The following is a 19669-nucleotide window of genomic DNA, read 5'->3' as shown; positions in this document are numbered from 1 at the left end:
TCAGCGCACCGTCACTTCGCTGATCTGCGCGCGGTAGTGGTTCGCGGCCTCGGCGGGCGCCGCCTTGGTGACGAGGACGAGGATCTTGCTGGCCGGCTGGAGCGGGCCGTCGGCCTTGATGACGACGGTGCCGCTGGCCCTCTTCATGGACCCGATCTTCTGGGCGCCGTCGAGCGAGTCCTTGGAGCCCGAGTCGGTGGCGTACACGGTGACGTTCTGCTCGGCGCCGAGGACGAGCTCGACCTCCTTGACGACCGTGGGCGCGCTGAGGTCGAGCAGGACCCCGACGCCGTCCTTCTTGCCGTTGAAGGAGGCGGTGCCGTACCAGCGCGAGCGCCATTCGGTGCCCGGGTCGCCGTCGAAGGTGAGCTTGACGTTCTGGTCGGCCTCGGTGCCGTCCTCGGGGTCGAAGCCCGTGCCGCCGATGACGCTGACGGGTGCCGCGGGCGGCGCCTGGGTCGTGGCCGGTGGCGCCTGGGTGGTCGTGCCCTGCGGCTGGCTCGCGGACGGTGTGCGCGTCTGGGTGACGGTGACGGCCGTGGCGGGGCCGTCGTGCTGGCCGATCTTCATGACGTTGCTGATGCCGATGACGAGCGCGATGAGCACGAGCACCCCGACGATCGCGAGGGCGATGCGCGACTGCGCGCCGCTCGGAGCCTCGGGGACGTCGCGACCGAAGACCGGCAGCGGCGGCTCCAGGCGGGTCGTGGGCGCCTCGTCGAGCGCGTCGACGAGGCCGATGTCCTCGCCCTCGAAGTCGTCGTCGTGGGACGACCGGCGCTCGGCGGCCCGGGCAGCGGCCTTGTCGGCGGCGGCGCGGGCGAACGAGCCGACCTTGTCGCCGATGGCACCGGCGACGCCGGCCGCGGCAGCCCCGGCCGCGGCGATGCCGCCATGGGGTCGCTCGGTGGTGGGCGCGCCGGTCGTCGTGGCGCCAGGCTGTCCCTCGGACACGCTGTCGAAGAAGATCGTGCTCGGCTGGCCCAGGTCGCCCCCGGCGCCGGTCCTCGAGGCGGCCCCGGCAGCACCCGCGACACCGGCCGCACCCACAGCTGCTGCCCCGGCGCCCACGGACGGCATGACACGCGTCGGCTCGAGGGACTCGCGGTCGCGGCTGCGCAGGCCGATGCCGGTGGCACCGTCGGACGACGCCTGCTCGCTCGGCCACGGCGCGATCTGGAGGGCGAGGTCGCCGGGCGACACGGGCCCGCGTCGGCCGTTGCCCAGGGTCATGCGGCAGATGAGGTCGAGGTCGTTGGGCACGCCCACGGCGATCTCGGAGGGGGCGGCGACACCACCGACGATGGTCGGGGCCGCCTCGAGGCCGACGGGCGCGCCCGCGGGGATCAGCCCGTCGTCGACGGACACCATGGGCCAGCGACCGGTGAGTCCGGCATACGCGATCTTGACGAGCCCGACGGCGTCGGCGCGGGACGCCCGCTCGTCGGAGAGGCGGTCGGCGTCGGTGAGGGCTGCCTCGGTGGCGAGGCCGCGCACCTTGACGGCACCGTCGGACATCCGCAGCAGCGAGCTCGGGGTCAGGGCGAGGTGGTGCAGACCGCGATGGGTCGCCTTGTCGAGGGCCGTGGCGGCCTCGCCGGTCAGCCGGCGCACCTCGTCGGGCGAGAGGCCGCCGCTCTGCAACAGGTGCGAGAGGGGTGCGGCGCCGGTCAGGGGCTCCTCGACGATGAAACCGACGCCCTGGTCGGTGCCCACGTCGAGGACCCGCACGAGGCGGGAGTCCTCGATGCCCGCGGCCCGGCGGGCGGCGTCGAGCGCGGCGGCCGCGACCGACGAGGCGGCCGGGAAGCAGACGAGCACGACCTCGCGCTCGAGGGTGTGGTCGTTGGCGCGCCAGCGCTCGTGGTGGGTGCCCTCGGAGGTGCGCAGCGTGACCGCGTAGCGGCCGCCCAGGACGGATCCGGGTCCGACTCCCTGCACGTGCGTCACCCTCCCTCGTCATGTCGTGCGCGGATGCGTGGCTCGACACCCATCCTAGGCGGACTCAGACGCGATCCCCGTCGTCCGAATCGCCGAGCGCCTCGTGTGCCGCGGTCACGGCCTCGATGTCGGCGATCTCGTCGACGCGCGAGGTGCCCTTGACGACCGCACGGATCACACCGGCCAGCAGGACGAGTCCCACGAGGATGCCGCCGACCCAGTAGATGGCGGCGTCCAGCGGGTTGGCCGACACGGGAATGGTGGCCGGTGAGCCGATCCGGGTGCCGTCGGCCGTCGTGAGGAAGGCGCGGATCTCGGCACGGCCCGCGGCCACCGCAGCGACCTCGACCGGCACGTTGGTGCGCGAGGAGGGCCCGATGGTCACCGGACCGGGCTGCTCCACGATGCGGATGCGCGGGTTGTCGGGCACGAGTCGCAGGCGGATGTCCTCGACGGCGTAGTCGAGGCCGTTCTCGACGGTGACGCGCAGGGTCCCGTTCTCGGCGAGCAGGTTGATCGTGCTCGTGCGGGGCACGACGCGGATGGCGCTCGTCGCCGCCTTGATGTCGGCGTCGACGGAGTTGGCCAGGGTGACCCACCCGGCCGGGTTCCAGCGCCATCGGGCGCTCGCGAGCTCGTCGAGCACCTCGCGGTAGGTCTTTTCGAACTCCTCGCCGTCGCGCAGGACCGAGGAGACGCTGAGGAGGGTGTCGCGCTGGTCGGCCATCCGTGCCAGGCGGCGTGCGTTGAGCACGGGCCTGGGGGCGGCGGAGGCGACCGCCGCCGTCGGCTTCGTCTGCGGCACGGCCTTGTCGTTGCCGCTGTCGGTCAGCAGCGACGCGGCGTCGACCGTCTCGAGCCACGGCGCGCTCGAGGTGGCCTCGAGGAAGGTCGCGAGCCCGGCGGCATCGGGGTCGTAGGTGCGCGGTGCGGTCACGAGCACGGAGCGCGGGGTGCCGGCGCGCTCGCCGAGCAGCACGAGCGTCTCGGCGAGGTAGCGCTGGACCGACAGGACGGGACTGGGGTCGCTGCGCTTCGGCAGCAGGGCGGACAGGCGGGTGTCGTACGCGAGCAGCCGGGTCCCGCTCGCCGTGACCCGCCGTGCGGTCGGGGTGTAGGCCGACCCCCTGGTCACGGCGGGGGCGCTGACGACGATGCCGGCGGCCTTCTTGACGGTCGTGCCGGACAGCAGCGTCTTGATGCCCTTCTCGCGCCCGGCCGGCATCAGCCCGTCGACGGGCCAGATGATGTCGGTCCGGGCCGGCTGACCGAGGCGGGCCGCGAGGGTCGACGCCCGGCTGACGAGGTCGCGTACGAGGGAGTTCGCGGGATCGACGCCGACGGTCGCGGCGATGTCCGCGTCCGCGTAGGGCAGCGCCCAGACGCTGCGGCCGGTCAGCTGCGTGACGACGGCCTCGCCGAGCCGCGCGATCGCGAGCCTGGCCTCCGACGGCGTGCCGCCCGGAGCCGTCGTCGTCGACGGGGTCGGGGACGTGCCCCCGGGCGCGGGGGTGCTCGTCGCGGATCCCGGAGTCGGCGTGCCCGTGGTGCCCGTGGTCCCCGACGGCTGGGAGGTCCCCGAGGTGCCGGTGCCCGATGGTGACGGCGTGGCCGTGCCGGTGCCGCCGGACGTGGACGTGCCGCTCGGCGTGGGACCGACCGCTCCGGAGTCGGTGGCCGCGTCGGGGCCGAGCACCGACGGGTCGACGGCGAGGTTCACCCGGGTGCCGTTGGTGCCCTCGAGGATGCGGGCGACCCTCGAGTCGGGACCGATGGCCTGCTGCCAGGCAGCCTGCCGGACCACGTCGTCGCGGGAGAAGAGGTCGACCACGGGATCGAGCGTGACGGGGACCAGCGTGGCGACCTTGAGCGGGACGTACTCCTTGCGGCCGTTCCAGGCGATGAAGGTCCGGGTCATCCCGGTGGGTTCGCTCGCCCCCTCCTGGACCACCTCCACCGAGATCGGCAGCGCCGCGAAGGCCTCGTCGGAGCGCAGCCGCTCCCACGGGACCGTGGCCGTGAAGGCCCGCGTCTGCCCGGCGGCCACCGTGGCGATGGACGTCGTGTCGACGGTGCGACCGGAGGTGTCGGTGCGGCCGGAGGCCCAGTCGTCGAGCGCGCTGCGCTGGTTGACCGTGACGTCACCGCGCACGACCCGCACCTCCGGGCCCGACAGCGGACCGGTGAGGGGGGCCGTGACGGTGCCGGTGATCGTGACGTCCTTGCCCGGTCCGACCACGGCCGGCGACAGGGTGTCGAGCACGATGACGGCGACGTCCTTGGCGGGCACCACGGCGGGACGGTGCGCGGCCGAGGAGGCAGGCCCGGCGGCATACGTGCTCGGGCCGGCGGACGGCGCGGCGCTCGCCAGGGCGCCACCGGCCGTCATCCCCAGCGCCACGATCGTCGTCGCCGTGGCGGTCAGGCGGCGCACGAGGCGGGTTGCGCGGCGCCCGCTCGTGTCCGGACGCCGCGACCCTCGGAGGATCACGCCGTCCCCGCCAGCCGGTTCCACGCCGCCTGCGCGATGCGGCGCTCGTTGGGGAAGGTGAGCCTGCGGTGCACCTCGTCCAGTCGCATCCACGCGACGTCGATGGCCTCGTGGTCGGGGTCGTTCTCGATGGAGAGCTCACCGCCCGTGGCCTCGAGGAGGTAGTGGTGCACGAACTTGTGGACGCGCTTGTTGGACGTCGCGAACCAGTAGTCGATGGTGCCGAGCTCGACGAGCACGCGCCCCACGATCCCGGTCTCCTCGGCGACCTCGCGGGCGGCCGTCTCGACGAGGGTCTCACCGGGCTCGACGTGGCCCTTGGGGAGGCACCACTCGACGCGGCCGGCGCGGTTGCGGCGGGCGATGATCGCGATGAGGGCCAGACCCTCCTGGACATCGACGACGATGCCACCGGCAGAGCGCTCCTCGACGGCGGGCAGACGCCTCCCCGGCACGGGGCTGGGGACGGGCTGCGCGCTCACATCGCCACCATAACGGGCGGGACCCGGACGGCTCTCGTCGTCGGCGCGACGCCGCACGCGACGGGTGTCGACGGGTGTGCCCGGTGCCTGTCCCGGGCGGACGCCCGGCCGGTCCCGGTCCATCCGCAGCTCACCCCACCGCGTACGCGCGCGGTCGGGGGCCCAGCGAACGCTCACTAGGCTGGGCGCGTGCCTGACCGACCCGACACGCCCTCCGCCGACAGCCACGAGCCGGCCGACGCCGGACTCCCGCTCCTGCGGGCGGCCGTCGCCCGGCTCGCCCCGGTCCTGCCGATGCTGACCGAGCTCGGGGAGCGGTTCGCCGCCGCCGGGCACGAGCTGGCCCTCGTCGGGGGTCCGGTGCGCGACGCCTTCCTCGGACGCGTCTCGCCCGACCTCGACCTCACCTCCGACGCCCGGCCGCACGCGATCCTCGCGCTCGTCACCGGCTGGGCCGACGCCCACTGGGACATCGGCCGCGAGTTCGGCACCATCGGACTGCGCAAGGGGCCGCACGTCATCGAGATCACGACCTACCGCGCCGACACCTACGACCGCACGTCGCGCAAGCCCGAGGTCATGTTCGGCGAGAGCCTCGAGGGCGACCTCGTCCGGCGCGACTTCACGGTCAACGCCATGGCGATCCGGCTGCCGAGCCTCGAGTTCGTCGACGTCCACGGTGGGCTGTCCGACCTCGTCCGGCAGCGGCTCATGACGCCCGCCGCACCCGAGGAGTCCTTCGCCGACGACCCGCTGCGGATGATGCGGGCGGCGCGCTTCGCCTCCCAGCTCGGCTTCGAGGTCGCGCCGGAGGTGCGGGCCGCCATGACCGAGCGTGCCGACACCCTCTCGATCATCTCGGCAGAACGGGTCCGCGACGAGTTCGTCAAGCTGCTCCTGTCACCGAGGCCGCGACTGGGCCTGACGCTCCTCGTCGACACGGGGCTCGCCGACGTCTTCCTGCCCGAGCTGCCCGCACTGCGTCTCGAGCTCGACGAGCACCACCGGCACAAGGACGTCTACGACCACTCCCTCATCGTCCTCGAGCAGGCCATGGACCTCGAGGGTCCCGCTGGTGGGGCGCTCGAGTCGGTGCCCGGGCCCGACCTCGTGCTGCGCCTCGCGGCCCTGCTCCACGACATCGGCAAGCCAGCCACCCGTCGCTTCGAGGACGGCGGCGGGGTCTCCTTCCACCACCACGAGCTCGTCGGCGCCAAGCTCGCCAGCCGGCGGATGAAGGCGATGCGCTTCGACAAGGACACGACGAAGCAGGTCGCCCGGCTCGTCGAGCTGCACCTGCGCTTCCACGGCTACGGCGACGGACAGTGGACCGACTCCGCCGTCCGGCGCTACGTCAACGACGCCGGACCGCTGCTCACGCGCCTGCACCGGCTGACGCGGTCGGACTGCACGACGCGCAACGCCCGCAAGGCGCAGCGCCTCTCCCGCGCCTACGACGACCTCGAGAAGCGCATCGAGCGCCTGGCGGCCGAGGAGGAGCTGGCCAGCGTCCGACCCGAGCTCAACGGCAACGAGATCGCCGAGGCACTGGCGATCCGGCCCGGGCCCGTGCTGGGGGAGGCCTACGACTTCCTCCTGTCGGTCCGGCTCGACGACGGACCCATCGGCAAGGACGCCGCCCGCGAGAAGCTGCTCGCCTGGTGGGCCGCGCGCGAGTCCTCCGCCTGAGAGGTGTCGCCGGGGAGTTCTCCCCATCGCGACGTCCGGGGACGCGGTCGTACGCTCGGCGGACCTCGTTCCTGCGCCGCCAGCGCCCGCCCGGGAGGTGCCCCGGCCGATCTGACACGCCAACTCGTGAATGATTGACTGACCGCGCCGTCCCCGACCCCCGCGGGAACGACCGAAAGGAACGAGCCATGAGCACCCTCGCCTACCCGAGCGCCGCCTTCCCGGGCCAGCCGTCGGTGGCCCTCGAGGTGCCGGACGGCTGGGAGCCGGCGCATGCACCGGGCACGACGATGGCGGCCCGGCTCCCGCGCGAGGGGTCCTTCGCACCCAACGTCGTCGTCACCATCGAGCAGTGCGGACCGGCCTACCGGATCGAGGACTCCCTCGAGCAGATCGCCTCGATGGCCACGTCGCGCGGCGGCGCCGTCTCCGAGCCGTATGCCGCCGACCTCGGCGGCGCACAGTTCGTCGGGTGCGACGCGACCTGGCCCGACGCTGACGTCGACACCGTCCTGCAGGCCAACCTCTTCCACCTCGTGACGGCCGGGGGGCCCGGCGCGGGCGCGCACCTCGTGCAGCTGACCGGTGCGGTCGGTGGTGCGGACGCCGTGGCGGACTACGAGCTCGTCCGCGAGGTCCTGACCACGGCGCGCGTCACGCCGTGGGGGGACGCGGGGCCCGCCGCCGACGAGGGCGCTGCCGACGAGGGCGCTGCCGACGACGCGGAAGCGGACGCATGAGCACGACGCTCCCGGTCATCGCCTCCGGCCTCGCGACCGACGTGGGTCGCGTGCGCCAGCACAACGAGGACTCCGCGTGCACCCGAGGCACGGTCTACGTGGTCGCCGACGGCATGGGAGGTCACGCCGCCGGGGAGGTCGCGAGCCGGATCGCCGCCGAGACCGTCGCCGAGCTCGCCGAGCGTCCCGTGCTGCAGGTGCGCGACGTCGTCGCGCAGGTCGGCGAGGCCAACCGCCGCATCCTCGCCTCGGCCGCACGCCACCCCGAGCAGACCGGCATGGGCACCACCGTCGCCGGCCTCGCCCTCGTCTCCGTCGGTGGTTCGCGCCACTGGGCCGTCTTCAACATCGGTGACTCCCGGGTCTACCGGTGCCTCGACGGCCGGCTCGCGCAGGTGACCGTCGACCACTCGGAGGTCTGGGAGCTCGTGGAGCGTGGCCTCATCACCCCCGAGCAGGCGCAGCGGCACCCGGGGCGCAACGTCGTCACGCGGTCGCTGGGACGCGACCCGATGGGCGTCGTCGACACGTGGGTCTTCCCGCCCTACCCGGGCGAGGTGTTCGTCATCTGCTCCGACGGCCTGTCCAACGAGCTCACCCGCGAGGAGATCGAGGCCGTCCTCGCCGACCACCCCGACGCCAACGAGGCCGCGACCGAGCTGGTGCGACGCGGTGTCGAGGCCGGTGGTCGCGACAACGTCACTGCTATCGTCGTCGCGGTGCAGGGCCAGGACGTCGACTCCGACGTCGACGAGGACACGACCCCGCGCGAGAACGTGAACGGCTCATCAGGGGAGAGCAGGTCGTAGACGTGAGTGGCCCGTCCGTTGTGGTTGACCGGGCCCCCGAAGGCTGGACGCACATCGGGGGCCCCGGCATGCACCTGCTCATCGGTCTCGACGAGGACGACGAGCGCACCATCGCGGCGAGCGATGCCGCCGACGGTGGCGATCTCGACGACGTCGTCGAGGTGCTGACCGCCCGGGGCATGCGCAAGGCGCACCACTTCGTCGGCGTGCACTGGCAGCCCCGCACGCGCATCGTGGCGTTCGGCCCGGTGTCGGCGGTCGTGACGCTCGCCGACGGCACCGAGCACGACGTGCGCGCGACGAGCAGCAAGGTCTGGACCGACCTCGAGCTGCCCGACCATCCCGAGCGGGTCGTGCTGCGCGTGCTCGAGGAGTCGGAGCGCTCGCATCCGGTGCCCTCGCAGGGCCTCGTGGCCGGACCACCACCTCCGAGTGGCGGATCCACCTCCGTGGACAGCGGCGACGCGGCGACGCCCGTGGCGCCTGACGCGCCGGTCGACGCCTCGGCCGCGCCCTCCACGACCGACGGTGGGACCCGCGGGCCGGTGGCGGTCGCCACCGGCGGCGTCTCTGCCGTACTCGAGGTCGAGCCCGGGCCCGGGCCCGCGCGTCAGCAGGAGGCCGGGACGCCGTCCGGCGGTATCCCGACGTTCGGCTCGGCGGCACCGGTGAACCGGGACGTCGAGGCGGTGGAACGCGCGGACACGTCCGCCACGTCGAGCCGTTCGCCCTGGAACCGCAGCTGGGCCGAGGGCGGCACGTCACCTTCCTCGTCCGACGCCCCAGCCGAGAGGGACGAATCCCTTTCGGCCGCAGGTGAATCCGAGGACAGCGATTCCAGTCACGCTGTGGCGCAACAGGACTCGGATGCTGTATCCGACGAGGTGCGGGGTGACCATCGGGTCGAGCCTGTCGCACCAGACGAGCCCGCGAGTCCCGCGCCCGCGCTGCGATCGTGGACGTCCGTGGCCCCTGCCGTTCCTGTTCGCGCCACTCCGACGACGAACGACGTCGTCGCCGAGCACGCTGCCTCGGGCGCGTCGTCGGTGCCCTCGGCTCCGGTGGCCGGAGACCTGCCCGTGGCCGCGCCGCGTGACGTGCACTCGACCTGGTCGGCCCGCCCCGTGCTCGACCCCGGGCCGTCGGCTCCGTCCGCTCCGTCGGCTCCGTCGGCCGGCCCGGGCCCCGCCTCGCCCGTCGCGTCCGGGCTCGACGAACCCGACGACGTGCCGGCGGCCCCGCCGAGCTACGACTACCTCTTCGGGCACACGACGGCCGCCGACGAGCACCGCAGGGTGCTCGCCTCGTTGACCCAGCCCGACGACGAGGCGGGGCCCGACGAGGACGACCCGCTGCCGGGCCCCACCCTCCCGGCCGCCGCCGACGCGTCCGACGCACCGGTCACCAACGCCGCGCCGGCGCCCGTGGTGCCGGCGCGACCCATCCCGTCCGCGCCGGTCGTGCCCGAAGGCGGTCTCATCTCCTCGGTGCCGTGGGCTCGCTCCGCTCCGGAGACGGAGGTGCCTGAGCCCGAGGTGGAGCCCGAGGTCCCGACCTTCTCGGGTCGGCACACGCCACCGCCTGCCCCGAGCCTGCTGCCCCCGATGAACACCCCGCCGCCAGGCGTCCGCGCACCCGAGGCGACGCCGCTCATCTCGACCGGGCCGCCGCCCGTGACTGTCGACCCGGTACCCACCCCGGCCTCGACGCCGACGGCACCCCCGACGCCTCCTGCGGCGACGGCATACGGCGAAGGGGCCCAGCCACCGGCGGAGCCCACCTTCGACGTGCCCATCGCGGTGCCCTCCGCCGTGCCGCCGGTCGCCCCCGTCGCCCCGGTCGCCCCCGTCGCTCGCACGACGCCGGAACCGGTCCCGCCCGCTCCCACCCTCGACGCAGACACGGACGACGACGAGACCGAGCTGACCGTGGACCGGAGCGCTCTGCTCGAGGCGCGCCACGCCGCGCAGAACCAGTCCTTCTCCGGCCCGAGCGTCCTGGCCGTCCTGTGCTCCGCCGGCCACCCGACCCCGCCGCACGGCGACCGTTGTCGCGTCTGCGGCTCGAGCATCCCGCCGCAGGAGCCCTTCACGATGCCGCGACCGCCGCTGGGCGTGCTGCGGCTGTCGACGGGTGACGTCGTGACCCTCGACCGCAGCGTGCTGCTCGGCCGCGCGCCCAAGCTCGGCGACGGTCTCGCCGTCCACGACCGGCCGCACGTGGTCAAGGTGCCGAGCCCGGAGCGCGACGTCTCGCGCAACCACGTCGAGGTCATCCTCGAGGGCTGGCACGTGCTCATCCGCGACCTCGGCACGACGAACGGCACGACCGTGATGCTGCCGGGCGAGAGCCCGGTCCGCCTGCGTGCCAACGACCAGCAGGTCCTCGAGCCGGGGTCGCTCGTGTCGATGGCCGACGAGGTCTCCTTCACGTTCGAGGCGGCGTCGTGACCCGCACGCCCGACCACCTGCCGGCTGCTGACGGAGGTGCCTCGTGAAGAAGGGTGCGCCCCCGAAGATCCCGGGGCTCGTCTTCGTCCAGCCGCTCGGGTCGGGCGGCTACGCCGACGTGTTCCTCTACGAGCAGCAGAGCCCCCGCATGCCGGTCGCGGTCAAGGTGCTCAAGTCCGAGGGCCTGACCGACGCCCTGCGCCAGCAGTTCGTCGAGGAGGCCGACACGATGGCCGCCCTCGGCGACCACCCGTACATCGTGCAGGTCTTCCGTTCCGGTGCCTCCGACGACGGTCGTCCCTACCTCGTCATGAAGTACTACCCGCCGCCCAACCTGGCGATGCGGGCCCGGGCCGAGCGCTTCTCCGTCGAGGACGTGCTGCGCACCGGCATCCAGCTCGCGAGTGCCGTCGAGACGGCGCACCGCGCCCACATCACGCACCGCGACATCAAGCCGGCCAACGTCCTCATCAGCGCGTACGGCGCTCCCGGCCTGACCGACTTCGGCATCGCCGGTCGCGGCGCCCGCGAGGGTGACGTCGAGGCCGAGACCACCGACGACGTCGGCGTCTCGGTGCCGTGGGCACCCCCGGAGGTGCTCTACGGCCAGAGCAACGGCGACGAGCGATCCGACGTCTACTCGCTCGCCGCCACCCTCTGGCAGCTGCTCGTCGGGCGCTCGCCGTTCGAGGTCCCGGGCGGCGACAACTCGGCGTACGCGTTGATGCCCCGGATCCGCAGCACCGCACCGCCCGCGACGGGCCGTCAGGACGTGCCGGCCGGCCTCGAGCGACTGCTGGCACAGGCCATGGCCAAGGACCCCGCGCACCGACCGGCGTCGGCGCTCGAGCTCGCCCGTGCGCTCCAGGCCGTCGAGCAGCAGCAACGCCTGGGCCGCACCCCCATCGTCGTGCTCGACGAGCAGGGTCACACCACCCTCGTCAGCCAGACCCAGGGGTCACCGACCGGCCGCGCCGGGGACGACGAGGACCGTACCCGGATCAAGGCACCGCAGACCGTCGTCGCGCAGCCCGCCGGTCCCTCGCCGACGATGCTCGACGACGAGACGCGTCGCCGATCGGAGGCCGGTGCGCAACGCTGGTCGCCGGCCCCGATGCCGAGCCCCAGCCACGGGGCGTCGGCCGCGCCGGTCCGCCCGGCCGCCGTCACCGACCCGGTGGCGAGCCGGACTGCGCCGCTCGGGTCGGACGCCGCCGAGGAGGCCACGGTCCGACGCGCCACGAGCGTGTCTGCGACGCCGGCCGTCCCGGCTCCGGCGGCGACGTCTCCGCTCGCGAAGCCCGCGATCCTCTGGGGCCTCGTGGCCGGCGTGGTCGTCCTCGTCGGTCTCGTCGTCTTCCTCGTCGCCCGACCCGGCTCGGACGACGACACCCCCGCGACACCCACGCCGAGCGCCACCGTCTCGATGCCGGGTGACGACAGCGCCATCGGCGACGGTGTCTTCGACAAGCCGACCATCTCGGCGCGATCGGGACAGGGCCGCGTCAGCTTCACGTGGAGCTACCCGCAGCCGTCCACGAAGGACACCTTCCGCGTGTCCTACGGTCCGACGCCGTCCGACGCCGGGAACCCGGGGCGCGCCACGCTCGTCTCGGTCACGGCCAGGACCTACACGGTCAAGGCGCCCCAGGGCACGAAGGTGTGCGCCACGGTCGTCGTGGCCCGCTCCGGCCAGGCCTCCCCGGGGGCCGACGTGCAGTGCGAGACCGCCCAGTGAAGGCGGCGGCGACCCGCTGCCTGAGTACGCCGGCGGGTGGACACGAAAGGGTCGGAACGGCAACCTCGACCCAGACACCCGCAAACCACCACAGACGTCCGTAACGCGGTGCAGCCGCACATCGTTAGCCGCGAGCGCCAGCGCGACAGCGCGTCGACAGGAATCAGGGGACCTGATCGTGATCCACAGCAAGGTGACCGTCGTGTTCTGCGGCGAGGAGTACTCCGTGTCGCCCGACACCGGTCTGACCATCGGTCGCACCGGTGACGTCGAGGTGGATGACAACCCCTACCTGCACCGCACCTTCCTCGTCGTGTCGTTCGAGAACGGCTTCTGGTGGCTGAGCAACACCGGGTCGACGCTGACGGCGACGGTCGCCGACGAGCAGGGTCTCTTCCAGGCGTGGCTCAACCCGGGCGCGAAGATCCCGCTCGCGATGAAGCAGCTCATCGTCTGGTTCACGGCCGGCCCGACGACCTACGACTTCGAGATCCACGTGGCGAGCCCCGCCTTCACGTCGGTGACGGCCGACCCTCCGTCCGAGTCCGACGACGACGAGGTCGGCGCGGCGACGGTCGGCCGGGTGTCGTTCACCCCCGACCAGAAGCTGCTCGTCGTCGCGCTCTGCGAGCCGTTCCTGCGCCGCCGGGAGGCGGGTACGAGCCAGATACCCTCCTCGGCTGCCGCCGCCGACCGGCTCGGCTGGACCCTCACCCGTTTCAACCGCAAGCTCGACAACGTCTGCCAGAAGCTCGCGGACGCCGGCACGCGCGGCCTGCACGGCGGCGTCGGCAAGCTCGCGACCAACCGCAAGGCACGCCTCGTCGAGCACGCGCTCTCGACCAAGCTCGTCACCGAGGACGATCTCGCCCTCATCGACGAGCCGGTCTCCACCGACACCACGCCAGATGAAGAGAACCGGGCAGACGGCCGCATGGCCGTCGCCGAACAGGGGAACGCATGAGCACCGCCGCCACCAAGCGACGGGTCGGAGTCATCTCCACCGTCGTCGTCGCCCTCGTCGCCAGCCTGCTCGTGTGGCTCGCCACCCGCAGCGAGGGCGAGATCGTGCGCAAGGCCGACCTCAACGACGGCGGTGTCTGGGTCACGAACTCCGAGCAGGCGCGCTACGGCCGCATCAACAAGCCCGCCGGGCAGCTCGACGCCGGTGTCCTGTCCGACGGCTCCACCGGCTCGGGCCTTGACGTCTTCCAGGACGGCGCGGCCATCGTCGGCTACTCCAGGGCGAGCAACCAGATCGTCCCGATCAACCCGGCCGAGGGCACCCTCGCGCCGGAGCAGGCGATCGTCGTGCCGAAGCCGAGCACGGCCACCGGCAACCGCGTCTTCACCGCCCCCCTCGTCGACGTGCGCGGCGGGAGCATCGCGATGATCGACCCGGCGAAGGGCGAGCTGCGTGCGCAGCGGGTCGACGACCGCAGCGGGATCACCGGTCTCGACGCCCTGCAGACCCAGGCCAAGCCGCTCGCCAAGGTGGGTGGCAACTCCGCCGTCGCCGTGGGCGTCGACGGCACGGTGTATGCCGTGTCCGCCGAGCTGGGCACGGTCACCGTGCTGAGGCCCGAGGGCAACGCGTTCGCCAAGCCGGTCACGACGAAGCTCGGCTTCACGTCGAAGTCGGCCCAGGTGACCGCGGTCGGCGGCCACTGGGTCGTCTGGGACTCCGCGACGGGCACGCTCTACTCCGACGCGCTCACCGAGCCCCAGCAGCTGTCGGTCGGCAACGCCGAGCCCGGCAACCCTGCCTTCGCGGCGCTCCAGCAGCCCGGGCCCGACGCGGCGTCCGTCCTCATCCAGGACGAGGCGCAGCTGACCCAGGTGTCGCTGACCGGCGACAGCCCCACGACCGGTGGGGTGAAGCTGAGCCAGGGCGCACCCGGTCAGCGGCTCTTCCTCTCGGCACCCGTGCGTCTGGCGAGCTGCGTCCACGCGGCGTGGGCCGGCGCGTCCAACGTCTACTACGGCCGCAACTGCGGCGCCCCCACCGACGCCGACACCGTCGACCTCGGCGCGATGAAGAAGGGCGTGCGCACCGACGGCGTCAAGCTGCGCGTCAACCGCGGCCTCATCGTCCTCAACGACCTCGACTCCGGTGACGTCTGGGACATCGACCGCAACCGCGTCAAGATCGACAACTGGAACTCCGTCATCCCGCCGCCGCAGACCGACGACAAGAACAAGAAGAAGGACGAGAACCTCGTCGATGACGAGGTGAGCCGCACGCCGCCCAAGGCGCAGCCGGACAACCTGCAGGTCCGCCCGGGGCGCACCTCGACCTTGCACGTCCTCGACAACGACTCCGACTCGCAGGGCTCGATCCTCGCGATCTCGCCCGGTGACGTCAGCCAGCCGGGGGTCACCGGCGTCTCGACGAGCGCCTCGGCCGACGGCCAGACCGTCCAGGTCACCGTGCCCGAGGAGGCCAGCGGCACGTTCTCCTTCGACTACACCGTCAACAACGGCACGACGGCCAAGAACGGCCGCGCGACCGCCAAGGTCACGGTCCGCATCGTCGGGGCCGACGTCAACACCGCTCCCAAGCTGCGGACGGGTCAGGCGAAGCTGGCCCAGGCCACGTACCCCGTCGTCGCGAGGGGCTCGGTGCGCGTCGGTGTCATCGCCGACTGGCGCGACGCCGAGAACGACCCGATCCAGGTCTCGGCGCTCGACCCGACGACGACCGGCGTGGACGGCTCAGGGGCGCTGACCGTCAAGGCGCAGGGCGACAAGGGCGACCAGGTCGTCGACTACCAGGTCGACGACGGCCGTGGCGGCACGCAGAAGGCGTCGGTCACGCTCGACGTGCTGAGCGAGCAGGACAGCAAGGCCATCCCGCCCAAGACCCAGCCCGACGTGCTGCGCGCCGTCGTCGGCAAGCCGGTGCAGCTCCAGCCGCTCGGCAACGACATCGCCGGCGCCGACCCGACCGACCCGCAGGCCCGGATGCGCCTCGCGCAGTCCGTCAAGGGTCCGGGCCAGCTGAGGCTCGACACCAACCTCGACACCAACGTCCTCACGGTGACGGGCCAGACCCCTGGCACCTCGACGGTGACGTATGCCGCCCAGGTGGGCTCCGGTGTCAGCGTCGGCCGCATCCGCGTCGACATCATGCCGAACCCGTCGGTCGACCTGCCGCCCGTCGCGACCCCGGACGCCGCCGTGCTCCGGGGGCAGACGCCGGTCATCGCCGACGTGCTCTCCAACGACTACAGCCCGCGCAGCGACGTCCTCGTGGTCCAGCGCGTCGTCACCGGCGACGCGTGGCTGCGCGTCTCGGTCGTCCAGGGCCGGTGGATCCGGGCCGAGGCCACGGCCCCGCTCGACGGCGAAACCCCGCGACGCGGCACCGTCAGCTACACGATCAGCGACGGCACGAAGACCGCCGTCGGCCAGCTGTCGGTCGTGCAGAAGCCGGAGCCCAAGGACAAGGTGCTGCCGACGGTCGTCGACGACGTCGCCACGGTCCGCGTCGGCGACGCGGTGACGATCCCGGCCCTGGACAACGACTCGATGAGCGAGGGCATCCCGCTCAAGCTCGACCCGGCCAGCATCAAGGTGCTCTCCGGCGGTGGCCAGGCCTTCGCGTCCGGCACGGTCGTGCGCTACGTCCCCGACCAGGAGACCCTCAAGGGGCCGAAGGCGGCCATCCTCGAGTACGCCACCTACCCCGAGGGCCTCCGGGCCCGGGCGGTGACCGGTCGCATCGACGTGACGATCAACCCGCTGCCCGACGCGGTGAAGTACCCGAACCAGCCGCCCTCGGCGCGCAGCTTCTCGGCGAGCGTGACCGCCGGTGACACGTTGGCCATCACGGTGCCGACGAGCGGCGTCGACCCGGACGGTGACCTCACCTTCGTCAGCGGCATCGTCGGCGAGGACGGCAAGGCCGTCGACCTCAAGCTGGGTCGAGTCCTCGGCTTCGGCGCGGCGACGATCCGCTACGAGGCCTACCCGCGCAGCGCCGGCACCGAGGTCATCCGCTACCAGCTGCGCGACCGCTTCGGCCTGACGAGCGAGGGCTTCGTCCGCGTCGGTGTCGTCCAGCCGGGCGACCCGCAGCCGCCGGTGGCCGTCGAGGACGACGTCGTCGCCGCTCCCGGTCGCACGGTCCACGCCGACGTCCTGTCCAACGACCTCATCGCCGCCGGGGACTCGGTGTCGTTCGTCGACCTGTCGACGCTCAACGACGCCGACGTGCTCAAGGACTTCCAGAAGCAGAAGGACGACACCTTCAAGGTCGTCGCCCCCGAGGACGGCCCGGCCAAGGTGCTGACCTACGGCATCACCGACGGGCTCTTCGACGCCTCGAAGTCGACGCTGACCGTGCGCGGCCAGAAGGACTTCAACAACCCGCCGATCGCCGTCGACGACACGGGCCTGGCCAAGCAGGGCGAGACCTCGATCCTCGTCGACGCGCTGGCCAACGACCGCGACCTCGACGGTGACCAGGCGAGCCTCAAGATCACGAAGTTCATCGGGGACGGCGTCGTCCGCGAGGGCCGCAAGCTGCGCATCCAGCTGCGGCCCCAGGCCCGTGTCGTCCCCTACGTCATCGAGGATGCCGACGGCGCCTCGGCCATGGCCCTCATCTACGTGCCGGCCGGCAGCAACGGTGCGCCCTACGTCGTCGACGGCAAGACCATCAAGATGGGCGCCGACTCGACGGTCGACGTCAACCTCGGCGACTACGTCAGCGACCCTCGGGGCGGCAAGGTGTCCCTCACCTCGCCCGACACCGTGTCGACGTCCCCGGAGGAGAACCTCCAGTCCGCCATCTCTTCCGGCATCGACCTCAAGCTGACGTCGACCAACGGCTACGTCGGCCCGGCCGCCCTGATGCTCGAGGTGACCAACTCGACGGGTCCGGCCGACAAGGCGGCCCAGAAGGTCTACGTCACGATCCCGGTGCAGATCGGGCCCGACGTCCCGGTGCTGCGCTGCCCTGACCACGAGGTCCGGCTCGTCGCCGACGGCCCTGCCCGCAGCTTCGACATCCCTCGGCTCTGTCACGCGTGGCTGCCCACCGGGATGGACGCGAACAACGCGCAGTACGAAGCCACGTGGGACCCCGCCATCGACCGCGTCGACCTGAACCAGGCCGGTGCGGGCGGGCGCCAGGTCGTCCTTAAGGCCCAGCCGGCCGCCCAGGAGGGCTCCACGGGCGCGGTCACCGTCAAGGCCAAGGGCGGCGCCGAGTCCTACAAGATCACGGTGCGGGTCGTCAGCGCCCCACCGGCCGCGACCCTGCGTCCGGTGCGGGTCGAGGGCCTCATCGCCGGCACGAGCCGCACGGTCAACCTGTCGCAGTACCTCGACAGCCCGCTGACCGCCCCCAGATGCCAGGTGCAGTCGGCCAAGGTCGTGTCCGGCACGGGAGTCAGCGTCACCCAGAGCGGCTGCCAGATCACGGTGTCGGCGTCCGACAAGGGCCGCGGCGACGCCCGCATCACGGTGCAGGCCGTCGACGCACCCGGGCGCCCTGCCGCGCTCGGCCAGGTCTCCGTCAGCGTCCGCAGCAAGCCCGACCCCATGGCCGCCCCGACCGCGGTCGCGGACCGCATCCTCGGCAGCAGCGCGCGGGTCGACTTCCGGCCGCCGGCCTACGACGGCGGCCTGCCGATCCAGGGCTACGAGGTCACGGCGATCGGACCCGGCGGTGGCACCAAGCCCTGCTCGTCCTCCCCGTGCACGATCACGGGGCTGACCAACGGTCAGGACTACTCGTTCACGGTCCGCAGCCGCAACCCGGTCGGCTGGTCCGACCAGAGCCCGCCCAGCAACACGGTGCGCCCCGACACCAAGCCGAAGGCGACGGCGATCACCGACATCACGCCGGGAGACCGCAAGCTGGCGGTGCGGTGGAGCGAGCCGCCGAACGAGGGCAGCAAGGTGCTCAAGTACCGCGTCCAGTGGGTCAACATCGGCGGCAGCGCCGGCGCCACGGGACAGGCGGAGGTCGCGGCCCCGGGTCTGACCAAGGTCATCAGCGGCCTCATCAACAACGACGCCTACAACGTCCGCGTCCAGGCCAACAACGAGGCGGGCTGGGGTCCTTTCGGTCCCCAGGTCAAGGCCCAGTCGTTCGGCAAGCCGGCCGCTGTGCCGGCCCCGACGCTGAGCCCGCGCGAGCCCGTGCCGGGCGAGGCGAACGCCCAGGTGTCCATCGCGTGGGCGGCGACCGACCCGAACGGACCGCCCATCACGAAGTACGACGTGTTCCGTCGCACCGGTGGGGGCGCATGGAACCTCATCGCGACCCGCTCCGGCGGCGACTCCCGTGTCGCGAGCGACACGATCCCCTACCAGGGCCAGACGGTGCAGTACGTCGTGACCGCGACGAACGGCGGACCGGCGACCTCCGACAAGGCCAACTACAGCGGCTACACCGCCGACGGCATCCCCGAGACGCCCAACCTCTCGTCGGTGTCGACGCCGAGCGAGAACTACTCGGCGAACGCGGCGTTCAGCCTCGGTGACTCGCGCTCGCGCGGCTACGACAAGGTCAACTGGCGCACCAACGAGGGCCGCACCGGCTCGTGGAGCTGTGGCAGCGGCTGCTCGGGCGGCACCGCGTCCAACCTCGGCAACAACCAGCAGTCCATGGAGGTCCAGGCCTGCAACGTCGCCGGTCGGTGCTCACCGTGGTCCAACAGCGTCACCTACCACCCGTTCGGTCCGACGCGGGCGATCCGCAACCCGGGCGAGAGCCACGACAACAACAGCATCACCTTCACGTGGAACGCCCCGACCAGCAACGGCCGCCCGATCACGCAGTACCAGGTGACCGGCGACAAGAACGAGACGTTCGGGGCGAGCCGCGAGTCGACGACGATCGGTGGCCTCGGCTACAGCGACACCCGGACCATCCGGGTCCGGGCCTACGCGACCGACTCGGGCTGGGGTCCGTACACCTCGATCACCGGCACGACGAATGCCGCCCCCAAGCCGAAGGTGAACTCGGTCTACAAGGGGAGCCAGTGCGGCGCCACGAGCGGGTGCACCAAGCCCGACGGCACCCAGTGCGGCTCCAACTGCAACCACGTCGGCTACAACCTGTCGAACTACAACGGCGCCATCAGCTGCACCGTCGACAGCTCCGACGGCGGCTGGTCCAACCCCGACAACGGCTCCGGCGGGTCGCACCGCCCGAGCAACGGCGGCAACGACTCCAACAAGTTCTTCGGGTTCCCCAACGGCTGGGTCCGCGTGACCTGCTCGTCGTCGAACGGGTCCGACTCCGCGGAACGCAATCCCTGGGGGTGACGGCCCGCTCCCGCGATGGAGCAGGGCGCGCCCCGCCCCAGCCAT

General features: G+C 72.6%; 10 protein-coding genes. 7 read left to right on the top strand and 3 right to left on the bottom strand.

The annotated features are described in order from the left end of the window. The 3 genes from ASG96_RS19110 to ASG96_RS19100 are packed head-to-tail and all read right to left on the bottom strand — an operon-like array spanning position 1 to position 4914. The gene (locus ASG96_RS19110; protein ID WP_057588984.1) at positions 1–1950 is read right to left on the bottom strand and encodes a hypothetical protein; all 1950 of its coding nucleotides are present in this window, start codon (positions 1948–1950) and stop codon (positions 1–3) included. A 55-nt stretch (positions 1951–2005) separates the two neighbouring features. Further along, a complete protein-coding gene (locus ASG96_RS19105; protein ID WP_057589221.1) occupies positions 2006–4375 on the bottom strand; it encodes a DUF6049 family protein in 2370 nt (789 codons plus the stop codon). A gap of 53 nt (positions 4376–4428) precedes the next feature. Then, entirely contained in the window at positions 4429–4914 is a 486-nt protein-coding gene (locus ASG96_RS19100; protein WP_020141640.1) for an NUDIX hydrolase, read from the bottom strand. A 189-nt stretch (positions 4915–5103) separates the two neighbouring features. Here ASG96_RS19100 and ASG96_RS19095 point away from each other — a divergent pair, with 189 nt between their 5' ends. The 7 genes from ASG96_RS19095 to ASG96_RS19065 all read left to right on the top strand — a co-directional run bounded on the left by ASG96_RS19095 (position 5104) and on the right by ASG96_RS19065 (position 19624). Continuing rightward, positions 5104–6603 carry a CCA tRNA nucleotidyltransferase gene (locus ASG96_RS19095; protein ID WP_057588983.1) on the top strand — a complete coding sequence of 500 codons (1500 nt, stop codon included), beginning with the start codon at positions 5104–5106 and terminating at the stop codon, positions 6601–6603. A 188-nt stretch (positions 6604–6791) separates the two neighbouring features. Then, complete coding sequence (locus ASG96_RS19090; RefSeq protein ID WP_057588982.1) at positions 6792–7343, top strand: hypothetical protein; 552 nt, start codon at positions 6792–6794, stop codon at positions 7341–7343. Next, on the top strand, positions 7340–8152 hold the full coding sequence (locus tag ASG96_RS19085; RefSeq protein WP_057588981.1) for a PP2C family serine/threonine-protein phosphatase: 813 nt from the start codon (positions 7340–7342) through the stop codon (positions 8150–8152). The genes ASG96_RS19090 and ASG96_RS19085 overlap by 4 nt, the downstream gene beginning before the upstream one ends. A gap of 68 nt (positions 8153–8220) precedes the next feature. Continuing rightward, positions 8221–10602, top strand: a complete 2382-nt coding sequence (locus ASG96_RS19080) for an FHA domain-containing protein (protein WP_057588980.1) — start codon at positions 8221–8223, stop codon at positions 10600–10602. Between the two features lie 43 nt (positions 10603–10645). Further along, positions 10646–12340 carry a serine/threonine-protein kinase gene (locus ASG96_RS19075; RefSeq protein ID WP_057588979.1) on the top strand — a complete coding sequence of 565 codons (1695 nt, stop codon included), beginning with the start codon at positions 10646–10648 and terminating at the stop codon, positions 12338–12340. 178 nt (positions 12341–12518) lie between these two features. Continuing rightward, positions 12519–13304, top strand: a complete 786-nt coding sequence (locus ASG96_RS19070; RefSeq protein ID WP_056750232.1) for a hypothetical protein — start codon at positions 12519–12521, stop codon at positions 13302–13304. Beyond that, positions 13301–19624, top strand: a complete 6324-nt coding sequence (locus ASG96_RS19065) for an Ig-like domain-containing protein (RefSeq protein ID WP_057588978.1) — start codon at positions 13301–13303, stop codon at positions 19622–19624. Before ASG96_RS19070 ends, ASG96_RS19065 begins: the two co-directional genes overlap by 4 nt. Positions 19625–19669 lie beyond the last annotated feature (45 nt).

The organism is Terrabacter sp. Soil810, assembly GCF_001429645.1.
GTDB lineage: Bacteria > Actinomycetota > Actinomycetes > Actinomycetales > Dermatophilaceae > Terrabacter.
The sequence above is the reverse complement of the archived record's forward strand: the minus strand, read 5'-3'. Positions and strand labels throughout refer to the sequence as shown.

Excerpts from the sequence above, each read along its gene's own strand:
- ASG96_RS19090 (WP_057588982.1), top strand. The coding sequence starts at position 6,792 with ATGAGCACCCTCGCCTACCCGAGCGCCGCCTTCCCGGGCCAGCCGTCG.
- ASG96_RS19065 (WP_057588978.1), top strand. The coding sequence starts at position 13,301 with ATGAGCACCGCCGCCACCAAGCGACGGGTCGGAGTCATCTCCACCGTC.
- ASG96_RS19085 (WP_057588981.1), top strand. The coding sequence starts at position 7,340 with ATGAGCACGACGCTCCCGGTCATCGCCTCCGGCCTCGCGACCGACGTG.
- ASG96_RS19080 (WP_057588980.1), top strand. The coding sequence starts at position 8,221 with ATGCACCTGCTCATCGGTCTCGACGAGGACGACGAGCGCACCATCGCG.